At 59.8% G+C, this 15,996-nt stretch carries 15 protein-coding genes; 7 read left to right on the top strand and 8 right to left on the bottom strand.

The genetic code is table 11. The annotated features are described in order from the left end of the window. Positions 1-197: 197 nt before the first annotated feature. The 6 genes from H6G62_RS07730 to dprA form a co-directional block, all read right to left on the bottom strand. Positions 198-1,289: an ATP-binding protein gene (locus H6G62_RS07730; RefSeq protein WP_190493721.1), complete on the bottom strand. Its 1,092-nt coding sequence runs from the start codon at positions 1,287-1,289 to the stop codon at positions 198-200. A gap of 8 nt (positions 1,290-1,297) precedes the next feature. Continuing rightward, entirely contained in the window at positions 1,298-1,525 is a 228-nt protein-coding gene (locus H6G62_RS07725) for a 4Fe-4S dicluster domain-containing protein (RefSeq protein WP_190493719.1), read from the bottom strand. Between the two features lie 257 nt (positions 1,526-1,782). Then, the gene (locus H6G62_RS07720) at positions 1,783-3,021 is read right to left on the bottom strand and encodes an ATP phosphoribosyltransferase regulatory subunit (RefSeq protein WP_190493717.1); all 1,239 of its coding nucleotides are present in this window, start codon (positions 3,019-3,021) and stop codon (positions 1,783-1,785) included. Next, the gene (locus H6G62_RS07715) at positions 3,021-3,968 is read right to left on the bottom strand and encodes a J domain-containing protein (protein WP_190493715.1); all 948 of its coding nucleotides are present in this window, start codon (positions 3,966-3,968) and stop codon (positions 3,021-3,023) included. Before H6G62_RS07715 ends, H6G62_RS07720 begins: the two co-directional genes overlap by 1 nt. A 270-nt stretch (positions 3,969-4,238) precedes the next feature. Then, positions 4,239-5,078: an inositol monophosphatase family protein gene (locus H6G62_RS07710; protein WP_190493713.1), complete on the bottom strand. Its 840-nt coding sequence runs from the start codon at positions 5,076-5,078 to the stop codon at positions 4,239-4,241. 114 nt (positions 5,079-5,192) lie between these two features. Beyond that, the gene (gene dprA, locus H6G62_RS07705) at positions 5,193-6,365 is read right to left on the bottom strand and encodes a DNA-processing protein DprA (protein ID WP_190493711.1); all 1,173 of its coding nucleotides are present in this window, start codon (positions 6,363-6,365) and stop codon (positions 5,193-5,195) included. Positions 6,366-6,589: 224 nt separating this feature from the next. Between dprA and H6G62_RS07700 the strand changes: the two genes are divergently transcribed. Then, positions 6,590-7,069, top strand: a complete 480-nt coding sequence (locus H6G62_RS07700) for an Hsp20/alpha crystallin family protein (protein ID WP_190493703.1) — start codon at positions 6,590-6,592, stop codon at positions 7,067-7,069. A 56-nt stretch (positions 7,070-7,125) separates the two neighbouring features. Here the strand turns inward: H6G62_RS07700 and H6G62_RS07695 are convergent, their stop codons facing one another. Then, a complete protein-coding gene (locus tag H6G62_RS07695) occupies positions 7,126-7,707 on the bottom strand; it encodes a M67 family metallopeptidase (RefSeq protein ID WP_190493701.1) in 582 nt (193 codons plus the stop codon). Positions 7,708-7,721: 14 nt separating this feature from the next. On the opposite strand from H6G62_RS07695, the gene nrtS reads away from it, so the two are divergent. The 6 genes from nrtS to H6G62_RS07665 all read left to right on the top strand — a co-directional run bounded on the left by nrtS (position 7,722) and on the right by H6G62_RS07665 (position 15,260). Next, positions 7,722-7,979, top strand: coding sequence for a nitrate/nitrite transporter NrtS (nrtS, locus tag H6G62_RS07690; protein WP_190493699.1), 258 nt, complete (start codon positions 7,722-7,724; stop codon positions 7,977-7,979). A gap of 475 nt (positions 7,980-8,454) precedes the next feature. Continuing rightward, on the top strand, positions 8,455-9,243 hold the full coding sequence (locus H6G62_RS07685) for an amino acid racemase (protein WP_190493697.1): 789 nt from the start codon (positions 8,455-8,457) through the stop codon (positions 9,241-9,243). Between the two features lie 12 nt (positions 9,244-9,255). After that, positions 9,256-10,305: a transporter substrate-binding domain-containing protein gene (locus H6G62_RS07680; RefSeq protein WP_190493695.1), complete on the top strand. Its 1,050-nt coding sequence runs from the start codon at positions 9,256-9,258 to the stop codon at positions 10,303-10,305. A gap of 137 nt (positions 10,306-10,442) precedes the next feature. Further along, positions 10,443-11,693, top strand: coding sequence for a cation:dicarboxylase symporter family transporter (locus tag H6G62_RS07675; RefSeq protein WP_199324821.1), 1,251 nt, complete (start codon positions 10,443-10,445; stop codon positions 11,691-11,693). Between the two features lie 63 nt (positions 11,694-11,756). Continuing rightward, positions 11,757-13,214 (top strand): cache domain-containing protein, encoded by a 1,458-nt coding sequence (locus H6G62_RS07670; protein WP_190493692.1) that lies wholly within the window; start codon positions 11,757-11,759, stop codon positions 13,212-13,214. A 129-nt stretch (positions 13,215-13,343) separates the two neighbouring features. Then, positions 13,344-15,260: an AAA family ATPase gene (locus H6G62_RS07665; RefSeq protein WP_190493684.1), complete on the top strand. Its 1,917-nt coding sequence runs from the start codon at positions 13,344-13,346 to the stop codon at positions 15,258-15,260. A 122-nt stretch (positions 15,261-15,382) separates the two neighbouring features. On the opposite strand, the gene H6G62_RS07660 is transcribed toward H6G62_RS07665, so the two are convergent. Then, positions 15,383-15,940: a pyridoxamine 5'-phosphate oxidase family protein gene (locus H6G62_RS07660; RefSeq protein WP_190493683.1), complete on the bottom strand. Its 558-nt coding sequence runs from the start codon at positions 15,938-15,940 to the stop codon at positions 15,383-15,385. Between the last annotated feature and the right edge of the window lie 56 nt (positions 15,941-15,996).

Here is a 15,996-nt window from a genome sequence, read left to right as displayed (position 1 = left end):
ACCCAGCGTAGCGTGATACGTCCATTTTAATGCAGAGCTGAGTGACGATGGGAAACACGACGAAACGAGGCCCAATCTGAAACTGTCATCCCCAAAACCCTCACCCCCAGCCCGGTACGGGAGAGGGCGAACGACACGCATGGAAGCAGATACCTTCACCCTTGCCGTCTTGGCCTTACCCCAAGCGCAGGTTCAGGCTAGGCTTGGGGCAGCCAAAAGGTGAAGGTGGTGCCCTGGTTAAGCTGGCTGGTAACGGTGATTTCGCCCCCCTGCACCGTCACCAAACGGCGACAAATCGTCAACCCTAGGCCCGTTCCTCCAGAGCGGCGGTTGCGGGAACGGTCGGCCCGCCAAAAGCGCTCGAAGACGTAGGGCAGGTCGGCTTCGGCAATTCCTGTCCCCGTATCGGCCACCGCCACGTAGACCCGTTTGGCCTCGGCCCAGGCCCGCACTTCTACCTGGCCCTGGTCGGTGTAGCGCAGGGCATTGCCCAGCAGGTTAATCAAAATTTGCTCAATGCGGCTGGGGTCGGCGTAGACTGCGGGCAAATCCGCCGGAACATCGAGGAGGAGCGCCACCTGCCCCAGATCGGTACGCTGCCCTTGGAAGGTTTGGATGAGGCTGGTGAGCAAGGGCTCTAGGTTAACCGCTTGGGCCTGAATGGGCAGGTAGCCCGCCTCTAGCTTGGAGAGTTCTTGCAGATCATTCACCAACCGTTGCAGGCGGGTGGTTTCTGCGGCCAGCCGTTCGTACAGTTCTGGCTGGGGAGGAATGGTGCCATCGGCCAATCCCTCCAGGTAGCCGTGCAGGATGGTGAGGGGGGTACGCAACTCGTGGGTGAGGTCGCCCACCAGTTCCCGCCGCCGCTGTTCCACCCCCTCCAAATCCGAGGCCATGCGGTTAAAGCTGTTGGCCAACCGCTGAATTTCTAGAATCTCCGAAGGGGGCACCCGTGCCGTCAGTTCTCCAGCGGCAAACTGCCGGGTAATCTCCGCCATTTGGTCGAGGGGCCGAATGATGCGGCGAGACACCCAGTAGCTCAGTCCTCCGGCGGCTCCGCCCCCCACCAAAATCGACCACACCATCCCCTTGCTCCAGGCGTCCTCAAAGCCCTTGAGCAATTGGGTGCGGCGATGGAGACTCATGACGCCATTTTCGTAGCGTTGTAGGGTAATCACCATTTGCCGGGGGGTATACAGTCGCCCAATCACCAGCAGGGTCAACACGCCCACGGTCATTACCGCCATATGGGAGAGAAACAGCCGACTGCGCAGGTTGCCCTTGACCATACCACCCCTCAGCCAGGGGTTTGCTGAAGGTCGGGCTGTTCCTCTGGCAAAATGGCCCCCTCCACCGGGCACACCTGGAGGCAAATGCCACAGTCAATGCAGGTGGAAAAGTCAATCCAGTACCAATCGGTGCCCTTGGTGTTTTTGCCGGGGCCTTCGTGAATACAGGCCACAGGACAGGCATCCACGCAGTCAGCAACCCCTTCACAGACGTTTGTAACAATGGTGTGGGCCACAGGTCATCCTCAATCACAAATTACAGCTTAGGCGGCGCATGAAAGGCTGGGTCTGGGCAAGGTCGTTTGGCCAGTACAGCACGGTTCCATGAAGCCGATCCGTTGGTCAGATCGTGTCTGTTAACCAGATCGTGTCTGTTAACCAGATCGTGTCCGTTGGCCAGATCATTAGGGGTGGGCCAGACTTCACCAAGCCGACTGACCCGATCCGCCATACCCCCTCCAGTAAACGGCCCTGCATCACGCCCCTTATCACGTTAGTGTAGGGCTTCGATGTGTGGCAACCCGTCGGCGTTAATCCAGGCGATGTGTTGAATGTGGCGGTGGTGGGCCATGGCCCGAATGGCCTCCTGGGACGGCACCTCCGCCAAATGGACCTCTGCCCGCACGAGGCTGGCCGAAGCCCGCAGGGTTTGGGCATAGGTAAAGGCGGCGGCGGCGGCCTGGGGCACGGTGGGCACCACGAGCCAATCGCTGGCTGGAATGGCCTGGGGCAAGCGCCCGGTGGGCAAGAGAGCCTGGTGCAGGAGATCAATATCGAACACAAAGCCAATGCCGGGAAAGCCCTCACCCGCAGGGCTAAACACCCTCAGCAGGTGGTCGTAGCGACCTCCTTGTCCTAGGACTTGGCAACCCAATTCCGGCGGACTGACCACCTCAAACACCAGCCCGGTGTAGTAGTCAAAGGTTTGAATTAGGCTCAGGTCGAGGATCAGGGGCGGACGGTAGGGCGCTTCCCCCTGGCAGGGCGGCACCTCCCGCAGCAGTGCCACCAGGGATTTCAGCCGATTCAAGGACGCTTGCCCCGCCGTCCCCAGGTCGAGGGTGCCCAGGGATTGCAGAATATCCTCCGGTGCCCCCCGCAGGTCGAGTAGGTGGAGGGCGTGATCCCGCTGGGCCTGGGACAGATTCAGGGTTTCCAGGGCCACCCGATCTAGTTCGGCGAGAGCTTGACGTACCACAGGGCGCACCGAGACCGGGAAGGGATCCAGCAGGGCACGGGTCAGTTGGGCATCCCCCAGTAGCAGGCTCCAGCCCGTGAGGTTGAGGCTGGCCAACCCATCGGTGAGCAACAGCAGCATTTCGGCATCGGCCAGACTATCTCCGGCCCCTAACAATTCCACCCCAGCCTGAAAAAACTCCTGCTGACTGCCCCGATGGCCCTGATCTGCCTGCCGAAAGACATTGGCATTGTAGTAGAGCCGCTGGGGATAGGTGACCTGGCTCAAACGACTGACCGCTGCCCGCGCAATGGAGGCCGTCAACTCAGGGCGCAGCCCCAGCCGTGGCCCAGCGGTTTGGTGCAGTTCAATGACGGCATCCTGGTCAATGGCTCCTCCGGCCATCAGCGTCTCAAGGCGCTCAATGGTCGGTGTGATGATGCGGTGGTAGCCCCAGCGCTGGAAGACCTGTTCCAGGCGATCCTCAATCCAGCGTTTTTGGGCCACGTCTAGGGGTAGGAGATCGCGGGCTCCGGTGGGTGGCTGATAAACCATTACTTTTTCTTTCCTCCAAATAATCCACCCAAAAATCCCCCCCCTTTGTCTTCGGGCTTGCCCTTGGCGGGGGGCTTGCCGCCCTTGGCCGCAGAACCTCCCGTCGATCCGGGAGCACTTTTCTCTAGCTTGGCCTGGATGGATTGGGCAATCTCATCCTCAGGGCTTAAATCTAGCGCCCGTTTTGCATGTACCTTGGCCATCGTGGCCTGCCCCGCCTTTAGGTAAAGGTTGGCCAGATAGCTATGACAGCGGGCGCTGTTGGGGTAGGTTTTCAGTGCCTCCCGCATTTCCAGCACGGCCCGACTGTAATCACGATTCAGCTCAAACTCCTGGGCGCGATTGATGTAGCTTTCGAGGATGGTGGCCTGGGTGCGGCGGGGGGGGGGGGCAGGGGCAGGCTTACCGGGGGCGGGCGGCGGGGCGGCACTACTGGGGGGCGGCGGGGCGGCAGGGGCACTGGAGGCCGCAGGGCCATCGCTGGTGCGATAGAGGTAGACCATATTGAGCTCACTGATCTGGCCCACTACCTCTAACACCTGGGCCAACTGTTCATACTGCTGCTCCGCCAAGGATTTCACGGCCTGTTGGTAGGCCAAGTCCACCTGGGGGGCTTTTAGCAACGTTTTGGCCGCTTCGCTGCTGATTTCGGGCGGGGCGGGGGATCGCTTCAGCCCTTGCCCCTTCAGCTTCAACATAATCTGGTGCTCAGTAGATAGCTTTTCCTGGCTGAGGGATTCGTAGGCGGGGTTCACCCACTTCGAGAGCAACTCGTTGGCCTGCTGGGCTTCGTCCTCGGAGAGACCCGACAGACTATCGGGGTGGAGCTTGCGGGCAATGGCCAGGTAGCGCTTCCGCACCGCCCGCGCATCGGCGGTAATCGGAATCCCTAGCACCGCGTGGTGATCCTCAAAATCAAATTTAAAGAGCCCATGGTCGAGTTTCATGATCACCTACCCCTTTAGCCTTTACGAGAAGGCCCAAGCCTTTTTCAGAGTATTCCATTTCCATGGCCGTCCATACCATATTGACGCACAGCGTTAAAAACCGCTGCTACACCCAGCCTTGGACGTGGCCGCCTCGCCAGCCGAGGTCGATGGGCTATCCCGAACGCTACGACGGAAATATCACTTAGAGTATTCCACGAAAGCCAGTATCGATCCGGTCATCTTGGCGCGGAATTCCACCCAAAATCGTCCTTAGTGGCTCGCCTCGCCTTAGTCCAGGGCAAGGGGCGTAAACGCCAGCGGGTTTACCTGCTGAAGCACCTGCGCCATGGGGCTATGGAGGTGGCCATTGGTCGCCAACAGTCGCCCGCTGTTGACGATGAGAGGGCTTTGGTCGTAGGCCGTCACTTGCCCCCCCGCCTCTCGCACCAGGGTAATCCCCGCCGTAATATCCCAGGGCGAGAGCCCCCGCTCCCAATAGCCATCTAGGCGACCGCAGGCCACGTAGGCCAAATCCACCGCCGCCGATCCACCCCGACGCACCCCCTGGGTGAGATGGGTGAACTGGCAAAACTCGGCATAGTTATTGTCGGCAGTGTCGCGGCGGTCGTAGGCAAACCCCGTCACCAGAAGGCTTTGGGCCAAATTGTCCGTGGTGGAAACCTGCATGGGCTGACGGTTGAAGGTGGCCCCCAGCCCCTTCGCCCCCTGGAAGAGTTCGTTCAAAATCGGGTTATACACCACCCCCAAAATCGGCTCGCCCTCAAACAGCAACCCAATGGAGACCGAGCAGAAGGGGTACTGGTGGGTGTAGTTGGTGGTGCCGTCTAGGGGGTCGATGGCCCAGAGAAACGCGCTGTTGTCTTGGCCCGACGCCCCAGATTCCTCTGCCAAAATGCCGTGGTTGCTGGGCAGGTGACGTTCCATCACCGCCATCACCGCCGCCTCCGAGGCCTGATCCGCCTCGGTGACTAAATCCCCAGAACGCCCCTTCTCCCGCACATCCTGGAGATTGCCCCAATAGTGCTGAAGTACCGCCCCAGCGGATTGGGCCGCTTCGGTGGCCACATCTAGCCAGGTTTGCAAATCACGGTCGGAGGGAAAGATCATGACGGCAGATGGGTGAAACAGGCGACAAAGCTGAGTCGTGGTCAGACCAGACTTCCCCTAGATTACCCCTAAGCGACGCCTCATCGATCCGCGCTACGTTCCCAAGGGAATGCCTCAACACCGCTGATAGGTTTGGCTACCGGGGGGCGTTTGGGTGACTAAGCCCTCTAGTTCTAGGTGTAGCAAGCTGCTGAGGATGTCCCCCGTGGGCCGATTGAGGGACTGGACGAGATAGTCCAGGGTAACGGGATCCGTGGTGACGGCGGCGAGGACGGTGGCAAGATCGGGGGAGAGGTCAGCTGGGGCGGGGGTGGGAAGGGGTGAGGGTTGGGCCGTTGAGGATCCCGATGCCATCGGGGCGGTGGAGGGTTGGGCCAGGAGTAGTGGAGCGTCGAGTTGGGGAATTTGGCCCAGGTCTCGGATTAAGGTGGTGTCGTCCCAGATCATCTGTGCCCCTTGGCGGATCAGGTCTAGACAGCCTAGGCTGGCGGGGTTGTCGAGGGAACCGGGCAGGGCGTAGACCTCACGGCCATAGTCGTTGGCGAGGCGGGCAGTGATCAGGGCACCGGATCGCAGGGGGGCTTCGGTGACCACGGTGGCGCGGCTGAGTCCGGCGATGATGCGGTTGCGGCGAGGAAAGTGGGTGCGGTCGGGCGGGGTGTCGTTGGGGTGTTCGCTCAGCAGCAGCCCTTCTTGGGCCATGCGGTCTTGCAGGGCGCGGTTATTCCAGGGATAGCTGCGATCTACCCCGGTGCCCAGGACGGCAATGGTCAGCCCCTGGCTATCGAGGGCTTGGCTGTGGGCGTAGCGATCTATGCCGCTAGCGAGGCCCGACACCACAATCACATCATGACTAGCCAGTTGTTGCACAATGCGTCTTGTCCAGCTTTGGCCATAGTCTGAGGGTTCGCGGGTGCCCACAATGGCGACCGAGGGCATGGTTTGCACCGCCTGGGCTAGTTCGGTGCGGCCCTTGTAGTAAAGCAGGGGCGGCGGGTCGGTAATTTCGTAGAGCAGGGCGGGATAGTCTGGGTCGGCAGGCGTCCAAAAGTTGGCCCCCTGTTCTTCGTGATGGGCCAGACAGTCATCGGGGTTGACCTGTTGGCGATGCTCCGAAAGTTGCGCCGCCAGCAACAGCCCAATCCCCTCCACCTCCAGCAGGGCCGATTCCTCCGCCTGCCACGCCGTCGCCAAGCTACCAAAGTGGCTGTGCAGCCGCTTCAACAACACCGATCCTAACCCCTTGGCCTGCGACCAGGCCACCCAATAGGCACGTTCTGTGGTCAATGCTTCATCCCCAATGGTGTGCCGTTATTGTGCCCACTCCAGGACGGTTATACACCCCATGACCTTGGGCTTTCCTCCCTACCAGATGCCGACGTCCATCGCCATGATGGAAGTAAACCAAGTCAGCCACGTCGAGGATTCGGCTGCCGCCGAATCACCTGTCACCATTGTCCACCGCCACCATCGCCCGCCAGACCACAGGCAACCGTTACCAGGAGGGGAATATGCCAAGCACCATCTGGTCATCCGTTTGGGATTTAACCGCCGCCCAAGCCCAGCTCGATGCCATTACCGCCGCCCTCATGCCGTTGGATAGGGCTCCCTCTGGGCGACTACAGGTGCCCTCCGTGGAAATTCAAGCCACCGAGGATGCGGTGATCGTCACGGCTTTTCTGCCCGGTATCGATCCCCAGGCCGTACAGGTGCGGGCCAGCACCACAGGGATCACCTTCTTTGGTCAACGCCAATCGGGCTATCGTCGTGATCTCAGCTATGGCATCAGCCTCAACCACTTTCAGCACAGTGTTCCTCTACCCGCTCCCGTACAGGATGGGGCTATGCAGGTCGCCTATGCCCAGGGGGCGATTGTCGTTACCCTGCCAAAGCGCAAACCTCTCTGGCGGCAAGGGTTAGTGGCTCTACGGAACGGCTTTCACCGGGTTATCGCTAAACGTGCCCCCAACCGGGCTAGCTTGCATTCCTAGCGACGTCGCTAGGGCGTTGACTTGGTGATGGGTGGGCCACCGTGGGCTAGCCATTCTCAGCGGTTTTGGCCCAGGATAAGGCCGATGCTCTCCGGCTCAAATTGCTGGGCGTCGTTGAGTCGCCAGCTTTGCACATCCACCACGCTACCTCGGCAGACTGACGCGATGACATAGGAATACCCAGGCCAAGCCAGTCGCCGATCACAGTCCGAGGGCAGCGCTGGATGGTCGGGGTGGGAATGGACTATACCGATGATGTCTAGCCCCTGCCCACGGGCTTCTTGCTGAATTCGCAACAGGTCGGCGGGGTGAATCCAGTAGCGGTCGTGGGTTCCGTGGGTTACCGTCTGATTGGGCCTGTCGTCACGGTCGAGATCGTTCCTAGCATGGGCGGTTTCTTCACCCCCCTCCTCATCCAACAGCCCTGGTTCCCAGGCATTTGCTACCGGGATCACCTGCGCCACTTCACGATAGGCGTCCTGGGGCAGAGATTGAGATGGCCGTTCAGTCGGAGCCTGTGCCTCAACTGAATCAAACACCCGTTTCCCCACTAGCACCCCACAGCCCTCCTGGGGATAGGCGGTTTCCAAAAACTCCTGTATTCGTTGATACTGAAGTTGAGAAATATGAAGTGTCATCGCTCAATCCTCCCATGTCCCAGATCATGCTACCCCAGCCCCAACCCTCCCAAACCTACTGGCAAAGCCTGCGGGATCCCCACTATGCCCCGACGGCGTTGCGGGTGGCGCTGGTGATTGGCACCCTCCTGTTTACGATTAACCATGGCGTAGCTCTCTGGCAGGGACAAATGACCCGTCAGCGCTGGTTTTCTGCCGCCTTAACCTACGTTGTGCCCTACTGTGTCAGCATCCACGGGCAACATAGCCGATCCTCTCGCCCCCGACCTTAAATCCCCGCTCACCCCACCCCCATCACGGTACGCCGGTCGGAGGAATCTCTAGGAGAAGGATCTGGCTGAGGGGAAGGCCAAGCAAGCAAAAAAACGCATCATCCATGCTGAGGAAGATGCCAAACCCATGGCCCTCATAGACTGATTAAAACAAATTCCAGATCACCGTCATTTGTGGATGCCTTGGATACTCAGATCTACATGGGTTCTCTCTCGCCTAGACACTGCACTAGGCGAAAGGTATCATGCTTGGCAATAGCCGTGGCATCTTCGATAGGCGGCATGGCAACCAATCTCGGCGTGGCGGTTTTGGGGTTTGTCCCCAAAAGTGTCCGGAATAGGGTTTCTAGGACTGAATCTTGAATAGGTTAAATCAGTCAAACGGCCATTGGCTCTGCGGTTTGCGGGGATTTGGTATCGATGCTGACCGTCCTGATTGTGCCTGCTTCCATGGTGATAACTGTAGGTAACCGCGATGGCTTCCCTTGCTCCCCTTGGTCGTCGGCAGCAGTCTATTCCGGGGATTTTAGGTGGCCTTGGCCCTCTGGCCCATATTCAGTTTGAGCAGCGTCTGATTAACCAAAGTGTCAAGCGGGGTGCCCGGTGCGATCAGGATCACCCCACCTGGATCCTTGTGAATGCGAGCAATATCCCTGACCGGACTCGCAGCCTTCAGGGCAAGGCTCCCGACTGTGTACCTGGGCTGGTGAGCTATGGGCGGATTTTAGCTCAGGGGGGGGCCAATTTTCTGGTGGTGCCCTGCCATACGGCCCATGCCTTCTATGACCGCGTTCAGGATCAGATCGATATTCCCTGGATTTCTTTGATGAACTGTACCAGCCAATTCATCCGCCAGCGCTACCCGACTGTGCACCGCATTGGGCTGCTGACGACCGATGGCACTCTCCAACATCGACTGTTTAGCCCTAGTTTGAGGGCAGCGCGGCTCCAAGAAATTTCCCCCGCCCTCGGATCTCCCATTCAACAACAGGTGATGCAAACGATTTATCACCCAGATTGGGGCATCAAAGCCACGGGAACCCGGTTGTCTAGCCAAGCCCTCGCGACCTTGGTCGAGGCCGTCCAGTGGCTTGCGAATCAAGGGGCGGAGGTGGTGGTGGCGGGCTGCACCGAACTTTCGGTGGGGCTAAGCTCCCTGGATGCTCTGCCCCTGCCCTGGGTTGACCCCCTCGAAGCGGTGGCGGACACCACCCTGGATTTGGCCTTTGGTGTTCGCACCGTTTCATCTTTGCTGGAAGCCTAGAGGTATTTTGTTGTGCTGAAGTTTGCGCCTTACCGCCCCCGCGCCCTAAGCCTTGGCCTAATTCTGGGGCTATGGCTGACGATCCTTCTCACCCTGGTGCCTACCCCAGCCTGGGCCGGGGGCAATGGATCCCATGGGGTGGCCGCCCTGCGCTCTACCACCGCCGCCACTACGGATAGTCAGTGCCAAGCCATCGACCGCGCCACCCCTGGCCGATCCGTCGCCAGTTCAACCGCTGGTTCGACCGCCCGAACCACGGGGCAGTCTCGCCCTATCCCGATAACCGACCTGGATTGCAACAATCCGCCCCCCGATGTTCAACGGATTCGCGACCGGGGCAAGCTAGTGGTCGCGGTGCTGGGGGTGGATAATCCCCCCTTCTTTATGACCTTGGCCGATGGGAGTCTGGGGGGCCTCGACATTGGACTGGCCAAGGCTCTGGCCCAGCAGTTGGAGGTGGATCTGGAGCTAAACCGCTCGGCCCAAACCTTTGATCAAGTGGTGGATCAGGTCTATCGGCTGGAGGCGGATCTGGCCATTTCAAAAATTAGCCGCACCCTGAACCGGGGTCAGCGGGTGAGGTTTTCGCGGCCCTACCTGAGTATGCGCCAAGGGCTGCTGGTCAACCGCCTGCAACTAGCCCAACAGAGCCAAAACCGCCGCACAACCGAGGCCATTCGTGCCCTGGCGGGGCCAGTGGGTGTGATTCAAAATTCCTCCTACGTGGGCTTTTTGCGCCAAAAATTTCCCCAGGCTACCGTGGTCGAAATGCCCACCTGGGAAGAGGCTGTGCAGGCGGTGAATCGGGGAGACCTCCTCGCCGCCTATCGCGATGAACTCGAAGTCAAAAAGGTGATGCGGGTGCAGCCCGATGCCTCCTTGAACCTGCAAACCGTGGCCCTCACCGATGCCCAAGACCACTTGGCCATGGTACTGCCCTGGGATAGTACCCATCTGCTGTCCTGGGTGGATCTTTACCTTGAAACCCAAGGGCAAACCTACACCGTGGACACGGTGCTAGACGACTACGCCGACTACTGGTCGGAACCAGAGGGCTCCTAACGCCTGATCCGAGCCCGCCGCCGCTGATTGGCCACGATTTCTGACCTCGTTGTTGCAACCCCATGACCACCTTGCTGAACTCTAAGTCGTTTCCTCGGATCTCTATCAAGTGGCTGCGTAGCCCTTGGGCTATTGTCGTGAGCGTTTTGCTAGGAGCCTACATTGGCAGCGTTCACCCTGGGGTGGCCCAACAACTCCAGCCCCTCGGTAGCCTCTATCTGGGTTTGCTGAAGATGTGTGTGCTGCCAATTTTGCTGTCGGCTATTTCTAACAGTATTGGTCGGCTGATGCGCAGCCACGATGCCCGACGGTATGTCCGGCGGATTGTGCTGATTTTTCCCCTGGCGCTGCTGATTGTCAGTGGCATTGCTACCTCCATTGCGGCGGTGGCTGGCCCAGGCCGCAACCTCACAGCCAGCACCCTAGAAAGCCTAGGGGTGTTGATTAATCAGTCGGGCATTGACCTAGAAATTGCCCTCAATGGCCCCCTTGAGGTGGAAGAGGGCAACGCCATCGGCGAATTAGTGGTGGACATTGTGCCGGAGAACATTTTCTCGGCCCTCAGCGAAGGCCAGACCCTCCAGGTTTTGCTGTTTGCGATTATCTTTGGCGTTTCCCTCGGCCTGATTCGTACCCAAAGCACCAACGCCCTGTTTGATATTCTGGACAGTGTTTATCGCAGCTTTAACCAGGTGATCCACTGGCTGACCTATCTACTGCCCATTGGTCTCTTTAGTCTGCTGGCCTACCAACTCTCGGAAATTGGGGTTGAGGTGTTGGTGTCGATGGTGGACTTTGTGGTGGTGATGCTGGGGATTTCCCTGGTGATCTATCTTTTGGGCACCCTGGTCATCTGGCAGCGATCTGGCCGATCCTTTGGTCAGGTGCTAACTGCCATCAAGGATCCCACTATTCTGGCCCTGGCCACCTCCAGCAGTTTGGCCTGTCTGCCCGCTGCCATCAGCAGCCTCAGCGAGGATCTGGGCTTTGACCGCCAAACCACGGATTTAGTGACCCCCCTCACCATTACCCTGTGTCGGTTTGGTTCTGTGGCATACTTCGGGGCAGCGGCCTTGTTTGTTGTCCAGCTCTACCAAAAGGAGATGGGCCTCAGCACCCTGCTGACGATTCTCGTTGGGGCGATTTTGGCGGGCATGGCCACCTCCGGCGTCACCGGAATTTTGACCCTGACTATGCTGGGTCTGGTGCTGGATCCCCTGCGTCTTCCCCTCGAAGCGGTGCTGGTGCTCTTCATTGCCATCGACCCCCTGATGGATCCCCTGCGTACCTTGGGAATTGTCCATACGGGGATGGCGACCACCGCTGCCATTGCCGCCCCCCAAACCATCGTCCAACCTCAGGCCGACCCCATCATCGCCCCCCAATAGACCCAGAAACCCAGATTCAGCCCTCGCCCGCCTCTCTATCGCCGGACATCTACTCCCTCGATCATGACCTCCAGATTGCGCCGTCCCCTTGGTCTAAAAGCCACCCTAGTTGGATCCGTCTTTCTCACCGTTAGCGCCACCGCCGCCATTGTTTATCTGCCCTGGGCCATCACCGCCCGCCGCAACATCGATACCATCGTGGCCCAGGTGAACCAAGAAATGATGGTGGGCACCTCCAAGGAAGTCGAGCGCCTGTTTACTAATGCCCAGTCTGCCCAGCAGGTGCTCAGCAGCAGCTTTGGCCAAGATCTCATCGACCTGACCGACCTAGACGCCACCCGTGACTTTATGCTTGGGGTGTTGCGGGCCTATCCTAACTTCACCTGGGTACAGTACGGTGATGCGGGGGGCGACTTCCTGGGTGCTCAGCGTGGCCCCGACCAACGCCTTTATTTCCACCACCGCATCTGGGATGCCGACCGCCAAACCACCACTACCACCATCTACACCTTCGACAACAGCGGCACTCTACCCCAGGAAATCCGCCGCGAGACCAAAAGCATGGATCCCCCCTTCTACGCCCCAGAACGGCCATGGTACCAAGCGGCGATAAAGACCCCAGGGCAACCCGCCGAAACCGTCTATGTGTATCGCTCGAACCAAGTCCCCGGCATGGATGTCACGGTCACCCTGTCTAGGGATGGCGAGATTATGGGCGTGATTGGCATTGGCATTGAGCTAACCCAGCTCTCGGACTACCTAGAATCGCTCCAACAAGACCGCCCCGGTGCCGCCTTCATCATTAACGATCAGCGCGATCTGATTGCCTCCACCGTGGTGCAGGAGGCCATGCCCACCCAGGTCTCGGTGGACGGATCGCCCCAACTTCAGCGGTTTGACGCCGTGCAGGATCCCCTACTGCAACGGGCCAGTCGGGCCATCCAAGCTTCCCCCGCCCTCGACGACCTGCTGCGCTACACCGACAGCCAGAGCGGCGACCACTACTACATCTCCCTCACCCGCCTCGACTACCTCGACTGGACCGTCGGCACGATTATTCCCGAAGCAGACTACATGGCGGGCATTCGCCGCAACCAGCAGTTGTTACTTGTCGTGATTGTCTTTTTCACGATCTGCACCGCCGCCATCGCCATTGGGCTGGCTAACCGCCTCATTGCCCAACCCGTCCTAAACATCGCCAAAGCCGCTACTAAAATCGAGGATGAAACCTTTGACCTCGATCAAGACCTCGATCCCCTCGCCGCCATCACTACCCGCCAGGATGAAATCGGTCGCCTTGCCCGTATCTTCCGCCAAATGGCCCATCAGGTCTACCAACGAGAGCAACGGCTGAAGCAGCAAATCCAGGCGTTTCAGATCGAGATTGATGAATCCAAACGCCAGCGCCAAGTGAAGGAAATTGTGGAAACCGACTTTTTCCAAGACCTCGCCCTCAAGGCCCAAGCTCTCCGCCAACGACAGCAGGAGAAAGAGCAGAACCAACAAGACGAGGACGGTTGACGAGAACCGCGCAATTTCGCGCAATTTAAAGTTTTGTGGCTACCCTGGAGGTTAGGGGGCGGGGGCAGTGAACCCTAAGTTGTGGGGGCTGTTGGCCCGCCATTGCTGCCGTTTGCCTGGGAATGCCCTATGAGTGACCTCTTTAAAGGCTTTGAACAACTGCTTGAACTGGCCAAAACCCTAGAGGAAAAGGCCGAAAGTGGTGAACTGAAGACCAATGTGCAGATCAATGCCCGTGGCCTCAGCAGCATTCCCCGCCAGGGCAACATTCCTGATATCGGCGTCAGTCGCATGGGGCGTTCGGGGGCGGGTGTCAGTTCCGACCCTGTGGATGACGTGATTATCACGCCGCCGCCTAGTCGCAACCCAGCCCCAGCGGATCCAGCGGCTACGGCTTCTGCACCGTCTTCTGCTCCCCCACCTGCCGATTCGCCAACCCCGAATCGGTCACCAGAACGCCCCACTCTGCAATCCGTCGGTGGTTTGGCCGATACCCTGCAAGAACTGCGGGAACTGGTGGAAATTCCCCTCAAGCGGCCCGATGTGCTGGCCAAACTGGGCCTAGAACCCACCCGTGGCGTGCTGATGGTTGGCCCCCCCGGCACTGGAAAAACCCTCACCGCCCGATCCCTCGCTGAGGATTTGGGGGTGAACTACATCGCCATTGTGGGGCCGGAGGTGATGGGCAAATACTATGGCGAGGCCGAGCAGCGTCTACGGAGCATCTTTGAAAAGGCGAAAAAGGCCGCTCCCTGTTTGATCTTTATCGACGAAATCGACAGCCTTGCCCCCGACCGCAGCAAGGTGGAAGGGGAGGTGGAAAAGCGCCTGGTGGCCACGTTACTGGGACTGATGGACGGCTTTGCCCAAACCCAGGGGGTGCTAGTGCTGGCGGCCACCAATCGGCCCGACCACCTCGACCCCGCCCTGCGCCGCCCCGGACGCTTTGACCGCGAGGTACAGTTCCGAGTGCCCGACCGTCAGGGTCGTTTGGAAATTCTGCGGATTCAAACCCGTGAGATGCCCTTGGATGGGGTGGATCTCGCCGCCATTGCCGACCAAGCGGTGGGGCTGGTGGGGGCCGATCTCAAAGCGCTGTGTCAAAAAGCGGCCTACCTTGCCCTGCGTCGCCAGGTGCCTAACCTCAATGCCCCCATGCCCGATACCATGACCCTGCTGCCGGAGGACTTTGCCCAGGCCCTTAAGGACATCAAGCCCTCGGTGCTGCGGTCGGTGGAGGTGGAGTCTCCGGCCATTGCCTGGGACGATATTGGCGGACTGGAAGCGGTGAAGCAAACCCTGCAAGAATCGGTGGAAGGGGCGCTGCTCTATCCCGAACTCTACGAACAAACGGGGGCCAAGGCTCCGCGAGGGCTACTGCTGTGGGGGCCACCGGGAACGGGCAAAACCCTCTTGGCCAAGGCCGTGGCCGCCCAAGCCAGGGCTAACTTCATCGCCGTCAATGGCCCAGAACTGCTGAGTCGCTGGGTAGGGGCCGCCGAACAAGCCGTACGGGAACTCTTTGCCAAGGCCCGTCAAGCCGCCCCCTGCGTCGTGTTCATCGACGAAATTGACACCCTCGTTCCCGCCCGTGGCCAATACATGGGCGATTCCGGCGTTAGTGATCGCGTGGTGGGCCAACTGCTGACGGAACTGGACGGCCTGCAAGACTGCCGCAACGTGCTGATGATTGGGGCCACCAACCGCCCCAACGCCCTCGACCCTGCCATCCTCCGGGCCGGACGCATTGACCTCCAGCTTGAAATTAGCCTGCCCGATGCCGCTGGACGCTTGGCGATTCTGGAAGTCCACAACCAGAACCGCCCCCTAGATGAGGTAGACCTCCCCCACTGGGCCATCCTCACCGACGGATGGAACGGCGCAGACCTGGCCCTGCTGAGCAACCAAGCCGCCCTAGAGGCCGTCCGCGAATACCGCGCCCAGGCGATGACCGACCCCAGCCAAATCCGCATCACCGCCCAACACTGGGAAAAGGCCCACCAGGCCATCCTCAGCCAGCGCGATTCTGTGGCCAGCCGAGGATAGCGCCTGTCATTGCTAGCAAATTGTGTTTCAAACGTCCTCTACGGGATTGATGACGATAGCGCAGCTTGCAGCTAGGTGCGGTACAGGCAACGGGATGAAGCCCCTGCCATCGGAATTTCCCGTTAGGAGCCAGAGTCGGGGGTGGCGATCAGACTGGACAAATCGAGCTGAATTTTGGTGTCGATCAGAATAGTGTCGCTGAGGGCGATGCGGTCTCCGGTGATCCAGACGGTCTGGGGCTGAAAGCGGTAGAGACGGCGGGGCGAGGGGGGGAGGTAATCGGCGGCGGTACGGCGTTGTCCTGATGCAGATCGTTGCAGAAGTAAGGGTATCACCGTTTCGACGGCGGCGGTCTCCACCTCGGCAACGGTGCCTGAGAGGTAAAGCCCCTGCCCTTGGCCCTCGGATCGGTCGGTGCTGTAGATGGCGATGGCGGCACGACCCTGGTTAGCATAGAGGTTCTGGGAATGCTGGGCCACCAGGGTTGACGACCAATAGAGGTTCCAGGCGGCATCGTAGCCGAAGAAGATTGGGGAGGCCCAAGGGAGGCCATCGGGGCGGCTGGTGGCAAGGGTGCCGTAGATCGTCCCCGCCAGAATTTGCCGTGCCCTGGCGATCACCGCTGGGTTGTGGCCTTCGGTGGTGTTGACCCAGCCGTTTTCAGGGGTAGCTTGGGACATGGTCAGCGGCCTCCCGGATCGATGCAGTGTTCCTCCTAGGATCGGTTAAAGGCGGG

Origin of the sequence: Phormidium sp. FACHB-1136 (genome assembly GCF_014697375.1) — a bacterium.
GTDB lineage: Bacteria > Cyanobacteriota > Cyanobacteriia > Phormidesmidales > Phormidesmidaceae > Nodosilinea.
This window is presented reverse-complemented; position numbering and strand designations above follow the sequence as displayed.

Coding starts and splice junctions, on each gene's coding strand:
- H6G62_RS07730 (WP_190493721.1), bottom strand. CDS start 1,289: ATGGTCAAGGGCAACCTGCGCAGTCGGCTGTTTCTCTCCCATATGGCG.
- H6G62_RS07720 (WP_190493717.1), bottom strand. CDS start 3,021: ATGGTTTATCAGCCACCCACCGGAGCCCGCGATCTCCTACCCCTAGAC.
- H6G62_RS07715 (WP_190493715.1), bottom strand. CDS start 3,968: ATGAAACTCGACCATGGGCTCTTTAAATTTGATTTTGAGGATCACCAC.
- H6G62_RS07710 (WP_190493713.1), bottom strand. CDS start 5,078: ATGATCTTTCCCTCCGACCGTGATTTGCAAACCTGGCTAGATGTGGCC.
- H6G62_RS07700 (WP_190493703.1), top strand. CDS start 6,590: ATGCCAAGCACCATCTGGTCATCCGTTTGGGATTTAACCGCCGCCCAA.
- H6G62_RS07695 (WP_190493701.1), bottom strand. CDS start 7,707: ATGACACTTCATATTTCTCAACTTCAGTATCAACGAATACAGGAGTTT.
- nrtS (WP_190493699.1), top strand. CDS start 7,722: ATGTCCCAGATCATGCTACCCCAGCCCCAACCCTCCCAAACCTACTGG.
- H6G62_RS07685 (WP_190493697.1), top strand. CDS start 8,455: ATGGCTTCCCTTGCTCCCCTTGGTCGTCGGCAGCAGTCTATTCCGGGG.
- H6G62_RS07670 (WP_190493692.1), top strand. CDS start 11,757: ATGACCTCCAGATTGCGCCGTCCCCTTGGTCTAAAAGCCACCCTAGTT.
- H6G62_RS07665 (WP_190493684.1), top strand. CDS start 13,344: ATGAGTGACCTCTTTAAAGGCTTTGAACAACTGCTTGAACTGGCCAAA.
- H6G62_RS07660 (WP_190493683.1), bottom strand. CDS start 15,940: ATGTCCCAAGCTACCCCTGAAAACGGCTGGGTCAACACCACCGAAGGC.